At 31.4% G+C, this 15,353-nt stretch carries 15 protein-coding genes; 8 read left to right on the plus strand and 7 right to left on the minus strand.

Going from position 1 to position 15,353, the window contains the following annotated elements; all coding sequences use genetic code 11:
- Positions 1-203: 203 nt before the first annotated feature.
- From HSX10_RS01080 to HSX10_RS01100, 5 genes are all read left to right on the plus strand, one after another.
- Entirely contained in the window at positions 204-737 is a 534-nt protein-coding gene (locus HSX10_RS01080) for a DUF1697 domain-containing protein (protein ID WP_173586350.1), read from the plus strand.
- A 6-nt stretch (positions 738-743) separates the two neighbouring features.
- A complete protein-coding gene (locus HSX10_RS01085; protein WP_173586351.1) occupies positions 744-1,829 on the plus strand; it encodes a diphosphomevalonate decarboxylase in 1,086 nt (361 codons plus the stop codon).
- Positions 1,830-1,869: 40 nt separating this feature from the next.
- Positions 1,870-2,799 (plus strand): mevalonate kinase family protein, encoded by a 930-nt coding sequence (locus HSX10_RS01090; protein WP_173586352.1) that lies wholly within the window; start codon positions 1,870-1,872, stop codon positions 2,797-2,799.
- An 89-nt stretch (positions 2,800-2,888) separates the two neighbouring features.
- Entirely contained in the window at positions 2,889-3,791 is a 903-nt protein-coding gene (locus tag HSX10_RS01095; RefSeq protein WP_173586353.1) for a geranylgeranylglycerol-phosphate geranylgeranyltransferase, read from the plus strand.
- A gap of 106 nt (positions 3,792-3,897) precedes the next feature.
- Positions 3,898-4,746 (plus strand): pseudouridine synthase, encoded by an 849-nt coding sequence (locus tag HSX10_RS01100; RefSeq protein WP_173586354.1) that lies wholly within the window; start codon positions 3,898-3,900, stop codon positions 4,744-4,746.
- 203 nt (positions 4,747-4,949) lie between these two features.
- On the opposite strand, the gene HSX10_RS01105 is transcribed toward HSX10_RS01100, so the two are convergent.
- Genes HSX10_RS01105 through HSX10_RS01120 form a run of 4 tightly spaced genes read right to left on the minus strand, consistent with a single transcriptional unit; the run spans position 4,950 to position 9,607 of the window.
- Entirely contained in the window at positions 4,950-5,717 is a 768-nt protein-coding gene (locus HSX10_RS01105) for a hypothetical protein (protein ID WP_173586355.1), read from the minus strand.
- A 25-nt stretch (positions 5,718-5,742) separates the two neighbouring features.
- Positions 5,743-6,480, minus strand: a complete 738-nt coding sequence (locus tag HSX10_RS01110; RefSeq protein ID WP_173586356.1) for an MIP/aquaporin family protein — start codon at positions 6,478-6,480, stop codon at positions 5,743-5,745.
- A gap of 37 nt (positions 6,481-6,517) precedes the next feature.
- Positions 6,518-8,014: a glycerol kinase GlpK gene (gene glpK, locus HSX10_RS01115; protein ID WP_173586357.1), complete on the minus strand. Its 1,497-nt coding sequence runs from the start codon at positions 8,012-8,014 to the stop codon at positions 6,518-6,520.
- Between the two features lie 33 nt (positions 8,015-8,047).
- Entirely contained in the window at positions 8,048-9,607 is a 1,560-nt protein-coding gene (locus tag HSX10_RS01120; protein ID WP_173586358.1) for a glycerol-3-phosphate dehydrogenase/oxidase, read from the minus strand.
- A gap of 289 nt (positions 9,608-9,896) precedes the next feature.
- Between HSX10_RS01120 and HSX10_RS01125 the strand changes: the two genes are divergently transcribed.
- Complete coding sequence (locus HSX10_RS01125) at positions 9,897-10,658, plus strand: DeoR/GlpR family DNA-binding transcription regulator (RefSeq protein WP_173586359.1); 762 nt, start codon at positions 9,897-9,899, stop codon at positions 10,656-10,658.
- Positions 10,659-10,996: 338 nt separating this feature from the next.
- On the opposite strand, the gene HSX10_RS01130 is transcribed toward HSX10_RS01125, so the two are convergent.
- The 3 genes from HSX10_RS01130 to HSX10_RS01140 form a co-directional block, all read right to left on the minus strand.
- Positions 10,997-11,386, minus strand: coding sequence for a cupredoxin domain-containing protein (locus HSX10_RS01130; RefSeq protein WP_173586360.1), 390 nt, complete (start codon positions 11,384-11,386; stop codon positions 10,997-10,999).
- Positions 11,387-11,427: 41 nt separating this feature from the next.
- The gene (locus tag HSX10_RS01135; RefSeq protein ID WP_173586361.1) at positions 11,428-11,964 is read right to left on the minus strand and encodes a carboxymuconolactone decarboxylase family protein; all 537 of its coding nucleotides are present in this window, start codon (positions 11,962-11,964) and stop codon (positions 11,428-11,430) included.
- A 386-nt stretch (positions 11,965-12,350) separates the two neighbouring features.
- Positions 12,351-13,193, minus strand: a complete 843-nt coding sequence (locus tag HSX10_RS01140; protein ID WP_173586362.1) for a helix-turn-helix domain-containing protein — start codon at positions 13,191-13,193, stop codon at positions 12,351-12,353.
- A 207-nt stretch (positions 13,194-13,400) separates the two neighbouring features.
- Here HSX10_RS01140 and HSX10_RS01145 point away from each other — a divergent pair, with 207 nt between their 5' ends.
- Both HSX10_RS01145 and HSX10_RS01150 read left to right on the plus strand, forming a co-directional pair.
- The gene (locus HSX10_RS01145) at positions 13,401-14,543 is read left to right on the plus strand and encodes an MFS transporter (protein ID WP_173586363.1); all 1,143 of its coding nucleotides are present in this window, start codon (positions 13,401-13,403) and stop codon (positions 14,541-14,543) included.
- 46 nt (positions 14,544-14,589) lie between these two features.
- Positions 14,590-15,351, plus strand: a complete 762-nt coding sequence (locus tag HSX10_RS01150; RefSeq protein WP_173586364.1) for a helix-turn-helix domain-containing protein — start codon at positions 14,590-14,592, stop codon at positions 15,349-15,351.
- Positions 15,352-15,353: the final 2 nt, after the last annotated feature.

A 15,353-nucleotide genomic window follows, 5' to 3' on the forward strand; every position in this document is an offset into this window, starting at 1 on the left:
CGTGTTTATTTGTATTTTGAAGATGTTAATTAGCTAATTTATAATGTTTTAAACAATTAAAAATCATGTTAAGTGCCTGTAGTATAGGTGGTTTAGTGTTTTTTTTGTTGTGTAAATTTATTTTAGTAGATTTTTGTAAAAGAAATATTATTTATAACGAGTTTTATTAATAATTAGTAGCTAATACTTTAATATGATGTAATATGCAAAATTATATAGCACTCCTCAGAGGGGTTAATGTTGGTGGACATAGAAAAATTTCAATACAAGAGCTTAAAACTTTATTATCTAAATCTGGATTAGAAAATGTACAAACTTATATGCAAAGTGGTAATGTTATTTTTAAGACTATAGATGAGGATAAAAGAGTTTTAGAAAATAAGATACAAAATTTAATATTAACTCATTTTGGTTTTGAAATTCCGGTTTTGGTACTTTTAAGAAGTGAATTAGAAATTATTTTTAATAATTGTCCTTTTAGTGATGCTAAAAAAGAGCATAGTTATTTCGTTATTTTGAGTGATATTTCAAACGAAAAGTTGATAAAAGAAGCCTCAGAAAAAAGATATATAGATGATGATTATAAGATTATGAACAACTGTATTTATTTGTTTTGTTCTCAAGGTTATGGTAAATCTAAATTCAACTTAAGTTACTTCGAAAAAAAACTAGATGTCAATGCTACAGCCAGAAACTATAAAACAATGGTAAAACTCTTATCTTTGTCTAATATTTAATATGTAATGACAGCACAAGACTTTATTCTAAAATCATACCGCACTAATGTTGAAACAGGTTCTGTAAAATGGGCTTCACCAAGTAATATTGCTTTGGTAAAATATTGGGGGAAAAAGAAAGATCAAATTCCAGAAAATCCATCTATAAGTTTTACTCTTTCTAATTGTAAAACCATAACGGAAGTTACTTATACTAAAAAGGAAGACAAAGAATTTAGTTTTGAAGTGTATTTTGAAGGTGAAAAAAATGAAGCCTTCAAACCAAAAATTCAAACATTTTTTGAGCGTATTGAAGCTTATATGCCATTTTTAAGAGATTATCATTTTAAAATTGATACTTCAAATACATTTCCTCATAGTTCTGGTATTGCTTCATCTGCATCAGGTATGAGTGCTATTGCTTTGTGTTTAATGAGTATTGAATATAAGTTGAATGCAGTAGAAAAGTCTTCTGATCTTAAATATTTTAATCAAAAAGCATCTTTTTTAGCAAGATTAGGATCCGGAAGTGCATGCAGAAGTATTGAAGGAGAACTTGTTGTTTGGGGAGAGAATGAAAGTATAGCTGAAAGTTCAGATTTATACGGTGTAAAATTTGAAGGTGAAGTGCATTCTAACTTTAAAAATTATCAAGACACTATTTTGTTAGTCGATAAAGGAGAGAAGCAGGTGAGTAGTACGGTTGGTCATCAGTTAATGTATGGACATCCATTTGCTCAAGAACGTTTTAAGCAAGCGCATGATAATTTAGCGACTTTAAAAACGATTTTAGCTTCGGGTGATTTAAATGAATTTGTAAAAATTGTAGAAAGTGAAGCCTTAACGCTCCATGCTATGATGATGACGAGTATGCCTTATTTTATATTAATGAAACCAAACACACTAGAGGTTATTAATAAAATTTGGGCCTTTAGAGCAAAGACCGATTCTAAAGTTTGTTTCACGCTAGATGCAGGTGCAAATGTGCATATTCTGTATCCAGAAAGTGAAACCAAAAGTGTTCTTGAGTTTATTAAAAATGAATTGGTTAGCTATTGTCAAAATGAACATTATATTTGCGACCAAATTGGTTTGGGTGCAAACCAAATCTAATTTTAATACGTATATTTGTTAAAGTAATTGCTTTAAATTTATGAAGGGACCATTATTTTATTCTAAGATTCTTTTATTTGGAGAGTACGGAATCATTCGCGATTCTAAAGGCTTGTCTATTCCTTATAATTTTTATAATGGTGCACTAAAACTTAGTGATAACCAAACTAAAGAAGCTACAGATTCTAACGCTAGTTTAAAACGTTTTGCGACGTATTTAGAGGGTTTAGATAAGGATTTGGTGGTTTTTAATGCAAGTAAATTACATAGAGATCTTAATGAAGGCATGTATTTTGATTCTTCAATTCCACAAGGATACGGAGTAGGGAGTAGTGGTGCTTTAGTTGCTGCAATTTATGATAAATATGCAAGTGACAAAATCACAGTTTTAGAGAACTTGACACGTGAAAAACTTCTAAAGTTAAAATCTGTTTTTTCTGCTATGGAATCATTTTTTCATGGTAAATCTTCAGGATTAGATCCTTTAAATAGTTATTTAAGTCTTCCTATTTTAATCAATTCGAAAGATAATATTGAAGCTACAGGTATTCCTTCACAAAAAGCAGAAGGAAAAGGAGCTGTATTTTTAATAGATAGTGGTATTGTTGGTGAAACTGCACCAATGGTAAGTATTTTTATGGAAAGCATGAAAAATGAAGGTTTCCGTAGCATGCTTAAAGATCAATTTATAAAGCATACTGATGCTTGTGTAGATGATTTTTTAAAGGGTGATATGAAATCGTTGTTTAAAAATACAAAGCAATTATCTAAAGTTGTTTTAAACAACTTTAAGCCTATGATTCCTGCTCAATTTCATGACTTATGGAAAAAAGGCTTAGATACTAATGATTACTATTTAAAACTTTGTGGTTCTGGTGGTGGAGGTTATATCTTAGGATTTACTGAAAATATAGATAAAGCTAGGGAAGCGCTTAAGGGTCAGAAATTAGAAGTTGTTTATAATTTTTAGATTTTGATTCCGTTATTCAGTAAGCTTTAAGAAATGTATTTTATTAAAGTAGATTGAAGTTTTATTTCTAATTTTTTCTTAATCAAATTATGTTATCTAGAAGGCGGAAACACATTCTATTAAAATTTTTCGGCCTATTCTCTGTTGTTAGAGGCTATAATGTTCTAGTTGTAGTTATCGCTCAGTATTTAGCATCTATTTATATTTTTGCACATACTAAACCTGTTAAATCAGTACTTTTAGATATTAATTTATTAATGTTAGTTCTAGCATCTTCAGCAACAATTGCATCAGGTTATATTATTAATAATTTCTACGATTCTGAAAAAGATTTAATAAACAAGCCTCGAAAAACAATGCTTGACCGTTTGGTGAGTCAAAATACAAAATTGTCTTTTTATTTTGTGCTAAATTTTGTGGCAGTTGTCTTTGCTAGTTATGTGTCATTTAAGGCTGTAATTTTCTTTTCTATATACATTTTTGCGATTTGGTTTTATTCACATCGTTTAAAAAAACGTCCTTTAGTAGGTAACTTGGTATCTGCAATACTTACTGTAACACCATTTTTTGTCATCTTTATTTATTATCAGAATTTTGAGCATGTTGTTTTTGCTCATGGTATATTTTTGTTTTTATTAATCTCTATGAGAGAACTCACTAAAGATTTAGAAAATATAAAAGGTGATTTAGCTTTAAATTACAGAACTATCCCTGTAGTTTATGGAGAGCAGATGTCTAAGTTAATGCTAACTATTGTAGCTGTTTTAACTATTGTTTCTGCAGTGTTGCTTATTCTGTTTTTTGAAATCGGATATATGTATTATTTCTTTTATTTGAGTATAATGCTATTGCTTATCTACCTTATCATCCTTTTAAAATCAAATAAGAAAACGCACTATTTAATACTGCATAATATTCTTAAATTTATAATTGTAACAGGTGTTTTTTCAATTCTATTAATTGATGTTTCGGTCGTTTTAAATAGAATATAGAATTGCCTTTATAGTTTTAAAGTGTTGAAAATTACAAGAGTTAAACTACTTTAATAATTAAGTGCAAGATGTAAACTATTGTTTATCTTTGCAAAAAATTTAGAACATGAGCAGAAATCAAGATAGCAAAGGAAAAGGGAAAGGGAAAACTTCAGGAAGAGGAAATGCTAATAGTAAAACCGATAGTTTAGCTAGAGGTAATGCTCCCGTAAAAAAGAAAACACCAGCAGCAAGCAAACCATCTAATCCAGATGAGATGCGTTTAAATAAATATATAGCAAATTCAGGTATTTGTTCGCGTCGTGAAGCTGATGAGAATATAGCTATTGGTTTAGTATCTGTTAACGGTAAAGTAATTACCGAAATGGGGCATAAAGTAAAGCGTACTGATGAGGTGCGTTACGATGGTCAACGTATTACTCCAGAGCCAAATGTTTATGTGTTATTAAATAAGCCAAAAGGATTTGCAACTACAACTGCAGAAGGTAAAGGTAAAACGGTTATGGACTTAGTAGCTAACGCAACTAATGTAAACATAAAGCCAATAGGTCGTTTAGGTAGAAACTCGTTAGGGTTGCTATTGTTTACTAATGATGACAAAGTGGTTCAAAAATTTACTAATTCAAAAAATGGTGTAGCTCGCTTATTTCAAATAGAATTAGATAAAAATTTAAAATTTGAAGATCTAAAAAAGATTCAAGAAGGTTTTAAAATTGAAGGAAAACTTGTTTCTGTAGAAGAGATTAGTTACATACAAGGTGAATCTAAAAATCAAGTAGGTATTAAAATTAAAAATACAGGTAACACTATCTTACGTACTATATTTGATGAACTTAAATATGATATTGTAAGAATTGATTGTGTTGCAATTGGTCACTTAACGAAAAAAGATATTCCTCGTGGTCACTGGAAACATCTTACAGAGCAAGAGGTGAATACCTTAAAAATGATATAAAGTTGTAATTACAAATAGGTAGTTAACATCTACTATTTATAATTGAACCTTTGATTACATGTGATAATAAATGTCACACGTAATCAAAGGTTTTTTTATTATATGGATTCAATTATCTTGAAAAGATATTCAAAAAAATATACCCTATGATTTGAAAAGCGTTTCAAACCATAGGGTATGTAATAAAACTTATGATAATTTTCTTAGAATAAGCTAACTGCTAACTGTATTCTAGCTATTTTTTGTGAAGGATTCCACATTGTTGTAGCTGATACAGGAAAACTTAAATCTGAAAATTTAAGTGTTTTTGAAGCTGTAAATCCTACATTAACAAAATCGAAATTTTGTTCACCATCACCATATAAGTGAGTGTCTCCGTTTAAAGAAAAAGCAGCACCTGCAAAAGCATTTAAATTAACCTTAGAGTCTCTGATAATAGGGTAAGATGCTTCTACGTAAGTAGAATATCTTTGCTCTAACTCTCCTTCGTCATTTAATTGTGCATCTCCAGTTCCGTATAGCAATACATCAGCTTCTAATCTTAAAGGAAAATCACCTTTAAAAGTGTAAGAAGTACGTAAATCTAATAGGTGTGTAGTTGTGTTTTTATCATAATTCCACACATCAGGATTTTCTACACTTCTTGTGTTAAATAAATCCCATAACGCTATAGAAAAACCGTTTTTTGCATATTGAGCATAGTAGTTTATCTCTTTGTAAGAAGTACCATCACTATCATTAGAAAAAGCCATTCCTCCCCAGAATCCAGCAGTAAAACTACCTGATTCGTTTAGTTTTAGTTTTGAAAAAACAGCTGCCATTGGTTTATCTGTAATAACTAACCCTCTCCAAAGATGGTTTGTTTTTACGTCTAAATTAAAATCAATTGGACTGTCTTTTAATTCTGTGTCTTGAGCATAGCCCATTTGCACTGCAATTAGTGCTACGAATATTATTAATAATTTTTTCATTTGTTTTTGTTATTAGAGAGATGTATTAGCTTATGGCCATGTATAAAAACGATGCGATTAAAGCACCTATAATAGGTCCTACTACTGGGATCCATGAATAGCTCCAGTCGCTAGAACCTTTTACAGGTAAAATAGCGTGCATAATTCTTGGTCCTAAATCCCTTGCGGGATTAATAGCGTAGCCAGTTGTACCTCCTAAGGATAAACCTATTACCCAAACAAGAAATGCAACGGGTATTGCTCCAATTGATCCTAGTCCTATAGCTGCTTCAGTACTTCCTGAAACTCCTAAGTTAATAGTAGGTCCTGCGATATAAAAGATGACAAATACTAAAACAAAAGTTCCAATAATCTCACTAGTTAAGTTAGAGACCGTGTTTCTTATTGCTGGTCCTGTGCTAAAACAAGCTAATTTACCTCCTTCATCATCTGTAATTTTAAAGTGATCCTTGTATACTAACCATACAAAAAATGCACCTAACATGGCACCGATCATTTCACCGGCAAGATATTCTGGTACTACAGCCCAAGAAATACCACCTGTTGTTGCTAAAGCAACAGTTACAGCTGGGTTTAAGTGAGCACCACTATATGGTCCTGCTATGATAACGCCAAGAAATACACCTAAGGCCCAGCTTGTGGTGATTTCAATCCACCCCGATCCATTACCTTTTGTGCCTTTTAATACGGCATTTGCTACGACACCATTACCACATATAATGAGGATCATGGTGCCTAATATTTCTGCTAATAATATTGACATGATTGTTTAATTTTATAGTTGTTGTATTAGAGTTTATTTATTCTTCAATCCAGTTCTGAGCACACTTCACTGCTTTATGCCAGTAATGCAGCATGTTGTCTACTTTTTCTTGAGGAGCTTCTGGGTAAAATTCTTTGTCAATTTCCCATTGAGATTGAATATCATCTATACTATCCCAATAACCAACTGCTAAACCTGCTAAATATGCAGCTCCCATAACTGTTGTTTCAAGGGTCTTAGGTCTAATGATTTTAAATCCAAATAAATCAGATTGAATTTGCATTAACAAATCACTTGCAGCTGCACCACCATCAACTCTAAGTTCAATACTTTTTTTACCTGCATCAGCTTCCATAGCTCTAACGATATCGTAAACTTGAAAAGCAATACCTTCTAATGTTGCACGAGCAATATGTGCATCAGTAGTTCCACGAGTGATTCCTAACATAGCTCCACGTGCATATTGATCCCAGTAAGGAGCACCTAAACCTGTTAATGCTGGTACAAAATATACACCACCATTATCTTCCGCCATTTCAGCTAAGTGATTAATACCTGGGGCAGTTCTTACCATTCTTGCACCATCACGTAACCATTGTATTGCGGCACCACCAACAAAAACACTACCTTCTAACGCATAAGTAGTTTTTCCGTTTATTTTCCATGCAACAGTCGTTAATAAGTTGTTTTTAGAGTAAACAGCTTCTTCACCAGTATTCATTAATAAGAAACATCCTGTTCCGTAAGTGTTTTTAACCATTCCTGGTTTTGTACACATTTGTCCAAATAATGCAGCTTGTTGATCACCTGCGATACCTGCGATTGGAATTTTTGTAGAGAATAATGTTGTTGCAGTAGTTCCGTATACTTCACTACTTTGTTTTACTTCTGGCAACATAGCTTTAGGAATAGTAAATAATTCCATTAATTCTTCATCCCACGCCATAGTATGAATGTTAAATAACATTGTTCTACTTGCGTTTGAAACATCTGTGATAAACATTTTTCCTCTAGTAAGTTTCCAGATAAGCCATGAATCAACAGTACCAAAACATAATTTTCCAGCTTCAGCTTTTTCTCTTGCTCCTTCTACATTATCTAAAATCCATTTTAATTTTGTAGCAGAGAAATAGGCGTCAATTACTAAACCTGTTTTCTTTTTAATCATATCTGTGTGACCAGCTTCTTTTAACTCGTCACAGTATCTAGATGTTCTTCTATCTTGCCATACAATTGCATTATGAATAGGTTCGCTAGTTTCACGATCCCATACCACTACAGTTTCTCTTTGGTTTGTGATACCGATAGCAGCAATAGATTCTCCGTTAATTCCATGTTGTGCAATAACTTCTGCAGCAACTGATATTTGTGATGACCAAATAGCATTTGGATCATGTTCTACCCATCCCGGTTTTGGAAATATTTGTTCGAAAGGTTTTTGAGATACTTTTACAATCTCTCCGCTGTGGTTAAACAAAATAGCTCGAGACGATGTTGTCCCTTGGTCTAACGCTAAAATTAATTTGTCTTTCATTACAGTTTGATTTAGTTGTTTTTAATTTGTTGTTTATAGTATATAATTAGAGGTCACCTTAGTGTATTCTTCTACTTGTGCAGCTTGCCAAGCTTCATCTTTACCTAATTCTTTTGCCATTATTTTAGCAACTTCTGGTGCCATTGTAACACTTTCTTTAGCATTTAATAATTGACAACGAACTCTTCTAGCAAGAAAATCTTCGATGTTTAAAGCCATTTCATTTCGTACAGCCCATACAACTTGTGCTTGTATAACTCCCATAGAATCACTTAGGGATTTATCCCATCCGTTTTCTTTAGATAATTTTAGCACTTCTTCTTCATCACTACCGTAGAAATACAAAGGATCATTATGATTAATGTTTTCTTTGTAACCATGAATTTTTAAACGTTTTGTTTTGGTAGGGATGTGTTTCCAATCGTGATTTTTTTCAGCAGTATCTACTAAATCTTGTCCCATTCTTCTAAAAGTGGTCCATTTACCTCCAACGATAGTTAATAGTCCAGAATCTGCAGTGTAGATTTTATGACTTCTTGATATTTCTTTAGTTTTATTTCCTTTTGCTTTTGGAGCTGCTAAAGGACGTAATCCTGCAAATACACTTAGTACATCGCTTCTTTTTGGAGCTTTGGTTAAGTAACGACCTGCGGTGTTTAAAATAAACCCTATTTCTTCTTCAAGAGCAACTGGCTCTAATGATTCTTTTTCTAAAGGTGTATCTGTTGTTCCTACTATAACTCTGTTGTGCCATGGCACTAAGAATAACACACGGCCATCATCTGTTTTTGGTATAGTGATAGCGTCATTTCCTGGTAAAAAAGACTTATCTAACATTAAGTGAACACCTTGACTTGGTGCAATTGTTTTTTCAGCACCCGGTTTGTCCATCTGTAACACATCATCAGCAAAAACCCCAGTAGCATTAACAACTTGCTTTCCTTTTATTTCGAAAGAGGTTCCGTCTACTTCATCATGAGCTTTAACACCTGTTACATTTCCGTTTTCATCTTTAATTAAGCCTTCAACGGAACAATAGTTAGCGACTAAGGCTCCCATTTCAACTGAACTTTGAAGAACATTTATCGCCATACGTGAGTCGTCAAACTGACCATCGTAATAAACGACACCAGCAGATATTTTATCTGGATTGATGAGAGAGATACGTTTTAAAGTTTTCTCTTTGGAGATGCGTTTTGATCTTCCTAAACTTAACTTACCAGCTAATAAGTCATAAAATGTTAAACCAACAGTATATAATATTTCATCCCAAAGTCCATGTGTTGGAATTATAAAAGATTGAGTTTTAGTAATGTGGGGTGCGTTTCTTAGCATTAAACCTCTTTCTACTACGGCTTCTCTTACTAGTCCAATATCTCCTTGCGCCAAATATCTTACACCTCCGTGTAATAATTTTGTCGCTTTACTTGATGTTGATTTAGTGAAATCAGATTTTTCAAGCAATGCAACTGAATATCCTCTTGCAGATGCTTCGAGAGCAATACCAATACCTGTTGCTCCTCCTCCTATAATTACGAAATCATAAGTTTTTGAATCACTTCTTAACTTACTTATCATTTTATTTCTATCCATAACGGGTTAGATTAATATGTTGTTAACTTATTGTTATTTTTGTTTCCGAGTATAAAACTACAACAAAACGAAACTAAAAAAAAGTTTTTTATTGTTATTTTTAATTTTTATATGTTTTTTTAACAATAAAGGCGTGTTTTAATTTTGTAATTATGATTTTTTTGTCAATTTATTTCATGAATACATAAAAGAGGTTTCGTTTTGTGTTAAAAAAATCAAGAATATTTGTGATTTCAATGTTAAAATGATATTAATAATCTTTATTTTTGTTTAAAACGAAGAAAAAGCAATGAATATCATAGATCGTCATAAACTCATATTAAGTAAATTAAATGAAGATGGATTTGTAAATGTCAATGATTTAAGTGAAGAGTTTAATGTTTCATTGGTGACTATAAGAAAGGATCTTAAGCTTCTTGAAGAAAAAAAATTACTGTTTAGATCTCATGGAAAAGCAATACCTGTAAATCCATATATTACAGAGAATCATGTTGAGGTTAAAGAAAAAATTAATGCAAAAGAAAAGAATAAAATAGCCAAAGCTGCTACAAAAACTTTAGAGCCACATGACAGCATAATTATTGCTTCTGGTACATCTGTTATTGAATTTGCTAGACGCATTAAACCTGTGGAGGGATTAACTGTCTTGACGGCTTCTTTAAGTACAGCTCTTATTTTATCTAAAAATAAAGAAATAGATGTTATGCAATTAGGGGGTATGGTGAGGCCTAGTTCTGCTTCTGTTGTTGGACCTATTGGTGAGAAAATGTTAGCAGAATTTACCTTTACTAAATTGTTTTTAGGTGTTGATGGTATTGATTTAGATTATGGGCTTACAACAACCAATTTAATGGAGGCTTCTTTAAATAAGGAGATGATAAAGTCGTCACAAAAAATTATTGTTTTAGCTGATTCTTCAAAATTTAATAAAAAGGGTTTTGGTAGAATTTGTGAACTTAATGAGGTAGATCAAATTATTACTGACTCTGGTATTGACGAGAATACAAAACGCAGATTACTAGAAATGGGAGTAGAGTTAACTATTGTATAATTAAATAGTCTGTTATCTATTTTGTCATATTGTTTTGCAACGAATACTTAACCTAGATAAAACATGTGTTTAACATAGTTAAAATAGGTTTTGTTTATTTTTGAAGTATAGATAATTTAGCAAGAAACATCTTCACATTACTTGGTAAGAAGCAGTATTTTTCCTGATTTTTTGAGAATTTAGCATCCTTTTAACGGGTATTTTTTTATGTGTTTATTTTAATGATTAATATATTTTCCTGAGGTAATATAATATGCTATTGTGAAGAGGGTGACATTAAATAAAGAAAGAGCAATCCATTGGATTGCTCTTTCTTTATTTAATTAGAGACATTTACTTTATTCTACAGTCAATGTATATTGAGGTGTTGGATTTAAAGGGCAGAAATAAATATACTCTCCTTTAGTTAAGCTTGTAACTTTACTAGTTTCTTTTGTGTTGTTCTCTACGGCTTTAGTAACATAAGCTGTGCTGATGTGGTTTTCTGGTTTAGAAGCATCCTTTCCTTTAGGTACTAATACGAAACCAACTTGGTGTCCTACATTTTTGTTAGCGATTTCAAAAATATAATCTCCTTCTTTTAATTTAAGTGATTTTTGAGTGAATTCTCCAGTCGTTTGTTCTAAAGAAACAGTTGTTGCTTTAGTTTTCATTTTCATAGAGTCTTGAGCATTTCCTGTTAATGTAAAAGTTAACGCGATTACGAGTAATGTGATAATTTTTTTCATCTTTTTTTATTTTTAAAGTTTATTATTAAGTATTGGGTTTATTATTTTAAAGGTTGAGCAATTGGGAAATCTACTGGCACTTGTGTAGTGCTATGTATATAATTAGAAATTGTTTTATCTCCAACTAAAGAAATAGTATCAATTAGGTTTCCTTTTGTATATCCTGTATTAAAAAAGTTTTCTAATACAGCATCATCTGTTTTTCCTCTATTTTCGGTAATGTTTTTAGCTAATTTTGCTAAAGCATCTAATTTGTCATTTACAGAAGAAAAACCAGCTCTTAATTCTATGATTTGTTCATCTGTAAAACCATTCATTTTTCCAATTGCTGTGTGTGCAGATAAACAATATGTACAGTCGTTAACTTGACTTACAGCAAGGTTTACGACTTCTTTCTCTTTTGCAGATAATGATGTTTTAGCATTAGCAAAGTTTAGATAGTTTTCTAAAGCTGTATCACTATGTGCATATGTTGCATATAAATTTGGAACAAAACCTAAAGCTTTATTTAAATTTTCAAAAATGGCTTGATTGTTTGAACTTACTTCTTCTTTTGTTGGGATATTAAATGTATTCATAATTTATTTTTTTATACTGAAAGGTGTTCAGTGTTATGTTATTTATTTTAATTTTTTTTGTTGGTGCAAAGTTGCGTGTTTTATAAGAGTTGGGGAATGATTCTTATTCCCTTTAGCATGTCATTTTTTCCCTTTGTCTTGTTTTAACCTATAAAAGGTTTTTCTGCATCACAATAGAAGTCATGAATATGTTTTTGTTCACAGTATGTTTTAGGGCTAATGGTGTTAACAACTCGTTTTTTGTTGTTAGTGAATATTTCTATGAGATTGAATAAGGATATGTTTTTTAGTTTCATCTTTTAATTGTTTTAATATTACAATGCAAAGATGCGATAGAATAAGCTGTTATAAAATGAATAATTTGCCCTATGGCATGTCAATTTTTCCTAACTTAAGGTATTTAGTCGTTTTTTGTAGTCTGAAGGTGATAACGTGGTGTGTTTCTTAAATAAACGACTTAGGTGAGAAGCATCTTCAAAACCAATATCGTAAGCAATTTCTTTTGCTGTTTTATCAGTATAACTTAATTGGCGTTGCGTCTCTAAAATAATACGTTCGTGTATAATTTGTAGTGGACTTCTGTTTAGTTTAGCAAAATTATTGGATAAGGTTTTTGGAGATCTAAATAATTTTTCGGCATAAAAACCAACACTGTGTTCTGTTTTGAAATGTTGTTCTACTAAAAAATTAAATTCACGTAAGAGGTCTACTTTAGAACTTTTTGGGGTTTCAATAATTCCCTCTTTCGCTTTTAATAAACGTGTGCTTTTTATAATAAAACGAGCCATTAGCATTCTGAGCATTTCGGCTTGTATGTTATCTTCAGTTTCTAATTCATCAATAAAAACTTCATGTAAAGTTTCAAACTTTGTTTGTTCTTTTTCATCTAAATGTATAATAGGAATATTGATATTTCCGAAGAATAATATACCAACACAGCTAACTTCTTGGTCGTGGTCTTTAATGCAATAGAATTCTTGGTTAAATTGATATACAGTAACATTTGTTCCTTTTATATACTGAAGGTATTGAATAGGTGTAAGTGCTAAGATACTGTGTGGTTGTACCGTGAATGGGACACTATCAATAACAAGATCTACAGCTTCTGATTTTACCCAAATAAAAGTGTAAAATTCACTTTGTTTTGCTTTTTTGAAGGACAATAAATCATTCTCATTTCCAATATTGAAAATAGCATTTGTAGAAAATTCTTTGAAAGTGTGTATCATATACTTACTAAGTCTCATTAGAAGATTGAAAATTACAAAAAATAGAATTTAGATCCTGTTTTTGATTCGTAATATAAATGCTTAAGGATATTTGAGAAGACTTGAAAGTTGAGCTTATGTATTTTATTTTATAAGAATGTCCATTTCGGTTTACTTATCTAGAAAACTGGTAAAGTCATTTCATTATAATAGTTTGAATTTTGCATTATGAAACAAATATCAAACTTCGGAATTTTCACACTGCTTTTCGTGAGTAGTTTAACCATAATGGTTGGGACGGTTATCGCTCCATCACTTTCAGGAATTGTAGAGCATAAAAATCTTAGTTTTTCACCAAGTTGGTTAATTACATTGCCTTCTTTAGGTGTTGTGGTTTTTGCGCCTTTTGTTGGTCGGCTTTTAAATAAGTTAGGAACACTAAAATTATTGAGTTTAGGTCTTATTCCTTATGCTATTTTAGGACTTATTGGTGCTTTTATAGCTAATGATTATCTGCTGATTTTAGATCGGTTTTTATTAGGTGGAGCTACAGTTGCTGTTCAGGTTTCTGTAACGGCGTATATTGCTGATTTTTTTACAGGTGAAGCAAGAATGAAAATGATGGCTTGGCAGGGAATGTCTATTGAGTTGGGTGGCGTTGTGTTTCTTGCAATTGGCGGAATTTTAGGGGAGCTAAATTGGCAATACCCATTTTACATTTATTTAATTGCTTTGTTGTGTTTGGTTTTAGTCGCAAAAACATTACCAAAACCTGAGGTTGAAATACTAGAGGAACAAGACAACACAACATCGAGTGATAAACAGAAATTTAAAGTTAGGCTAATTTTTACAGCATCTTTATTAGCTATGATGCTCTTTTTTATAGGTTTTGTAACCTTACCTCTATACTTGCCAGAATCGTTTGGATTTAGCGAATCGCACACCGGATACCTAATGGCTTTTATTTCACTTATTGCTATTGTAACAGCAAGTCAGATGCCTAAAATGGTAAAAACTTTTGGAGATGGAAAAACGGTCTCATTTGGTTTTCTGTTTTTTATGTTAGGGTATTTGGTGCTAGCAACTGCTACATCTGCACCATTTTTAGTGTTAACGGTATTGTTTATAGGTGTTGGTTTTGGTTTTACCATTCCGTTACTTAACCACATGATGGTTGAGGCAAGTACGGTACATGACCAAGGGAAAAACTTAGGTTTGTTTTCTATGGGAGTGTTTGGTGGTCAATTTTTATCTACGTTTATTAATTACATTTCTAATGATTATGAAGCGATTTTTGGAACAGCGGCAGCACTAGCTTTAATCATTGGTATTGCGATGTTTGTAATGTTTCAGAAATTATCTAAACAATAAATTTGGGTAATTTCTTCTTATTTTTGGAGTTCACTTGAAAAAGAGAATGAGTAAAGAGCACTGGAAAAATAAAATTCAGATAGTAGATGATTTTGAAAGTGATACAGCTTCACTTTCAGTTAATTCTATGGGTGTTTATTTCAAATTTATTGAAGAAAATAAAGTTATTGTTTATTTTAAACCTTTAAACGAGGTTTTTGATACGACCATTTTTAATTCGAATCACGGTGTATTATTAAATTTTGAACGTGAACTTATTGACGAGGATGATATTGAGTATGCTTTAGATGTGATGTTTCTTTTTAATAAGTATCCAGAATTAGAAATTAAAGATGCTAAAGAGGTTGTTTTACTTCGACAAATCATTAACCTCATTAAAGATGAATTTTATAGTGAATTAGCATCTTATATAATGCTAAAAACCTTACTTAAAGTTTTGTTACTTCATTTAATACGTTCTCAGAAAGATGATTTTTTAAAGCAAGATCTTCACCAAAAAAGAGTTTTTCAATTTTTAGAATTGATGGAGGCTAATTTTTTAAACGAAACCAATCCTCATTTTTATGCTGAAGAAATCGGTATGAGTACCAAACGATTGAATCAGATTTTAAAAGAAAAATTAAATCTCACCGCAAAACAAATTATTCAGCAGCGTCAAATAACGGAGGCCAAACGCAGATTGATTAAAAGTGAAATTTCAACAAAAGAGTTGGCTTTTGATTTAGGTTTTAGTTCTATGAGTAGTTTTTCAAGATTTTTTAAGCAATATGTTGGTGTAAGTCCTTCGGGTTTTAAGAAGCAGCATTAATT

It is taken from the genome of Winogradskyella undariae, assembly GCF_013285155.1.
GTDB lineage: Bacteria > Bacteroidota > Bacteroidia > Flavobacteriales > Flavobacteriaceae > Winogradskyella > Winogradskyella undariae.

Excerpts from the sequence above, each read along its gene's own strand:
- HSX10_RS01125 (WP_173586359.1), top strand. The coding sequence starts at position 9,897 with ATGAATATCATAGATCGTCATAAACTCATATTAAGTAAATTAAATGAA.
- HSX10_RS01150 (WP_173586364.1), top strand. The coding sequence starts at position 14,590 with ATGAGTAAAGAGCACTGGAAAAATAAAATTCAGATAGTAGATGATTTT.
- HSX10_RS01100 (WP_173586354.1), top strand. The coding sequence starts at position 3,898 with ATGAGCAGAAATCAAGATAGCAAAGGAAAAGGGAAAGGGAAAACTTCA.
- HSX10_RS01110 (WP_173586356.1), bottom strand. The coding sequence starts at position 6,480 with ATGTCAATATTATTAGCAGAAATATTAGGCACCATGATCCTCATTATA.
- HSX10_RS01130 (WP_173586360.1), bottom strand. The coding sequence starts at position 11,386 with ATGAAAAAAATTATCACATTACTCGTAATCGCGTTAACTTTTACATTA.
- HSX10_RS01085 (WP_173586351.1), top strand. The coding sequence starts at position 744 with ATGACAGCACAAGACTTTATTCTAAAATCATACCGCACTAATGTTGAA.
- HSX10_RS01135 (WP_173586361.1), bottom strand. The coding sequence starts at position 11,964 with ATGAATACATTTAATATCCCAACAAAAGAAGAAGTAAGTTCAAACAAT.
- HSX10_RS01095 (WP_173586353.1), top strand. The coding sequence starts at position 2,889 with ATGTTATCTAGAAGGCGGAAACACATTCTATTAAAATTTTTCGGCCTA.
- HSX10_RS01140 (WP_173586362.1), bottom strand. The coding sequence starts at position 13,193 with ATGATACACACTTTCAAAGAATTTTCTACAAATGCTATTTTCAATATT.
- HSX10_RS01080 (WP_173586350.1), top strand. The coding sequence starts at position 204 with ATGCAAAATTATATAGCACTCCTCAGAGGGGTTAATGTTGGTGGACAT.
- HSX10_RS01145 (WP_173586363.1), top strand. The coding sequence starts at position 13,401 with ATGAAACAAATATCAAACTTCGGAATTTTCACACTGCTTTTCGTGAGT.
- glpK (WP_173586357.1), bottom strand. The coding sequence starts at position 8,014 with ATGAAAGACAAATTAATTTTAGCGTTAGACCAAGGGACAACATCGTCT.
- HSX10_RS01090 (WP_173586352.1), top strand. The coding sequence starts at position 1,870 with ATGAAGGGACCATTATTTTATTCTAAGATTCTTTTATTTGGAGAGTAC.
- HSX10_RS01120 (WP_173586358.1), bottom strand. The coding sequence starts at position 9,607 with ATGGATAGAAATAAAATGATAAGTAAGTTAAGAAGTGATTCAAAAACT.
- HSX10_RS01105 (WP_173586355.1), bottom strand. The coding sequence starts at position 5,717 with ATGAAAAAATTATTAATAATATTCGTAGCACTAATTGCAGTGCAAATG.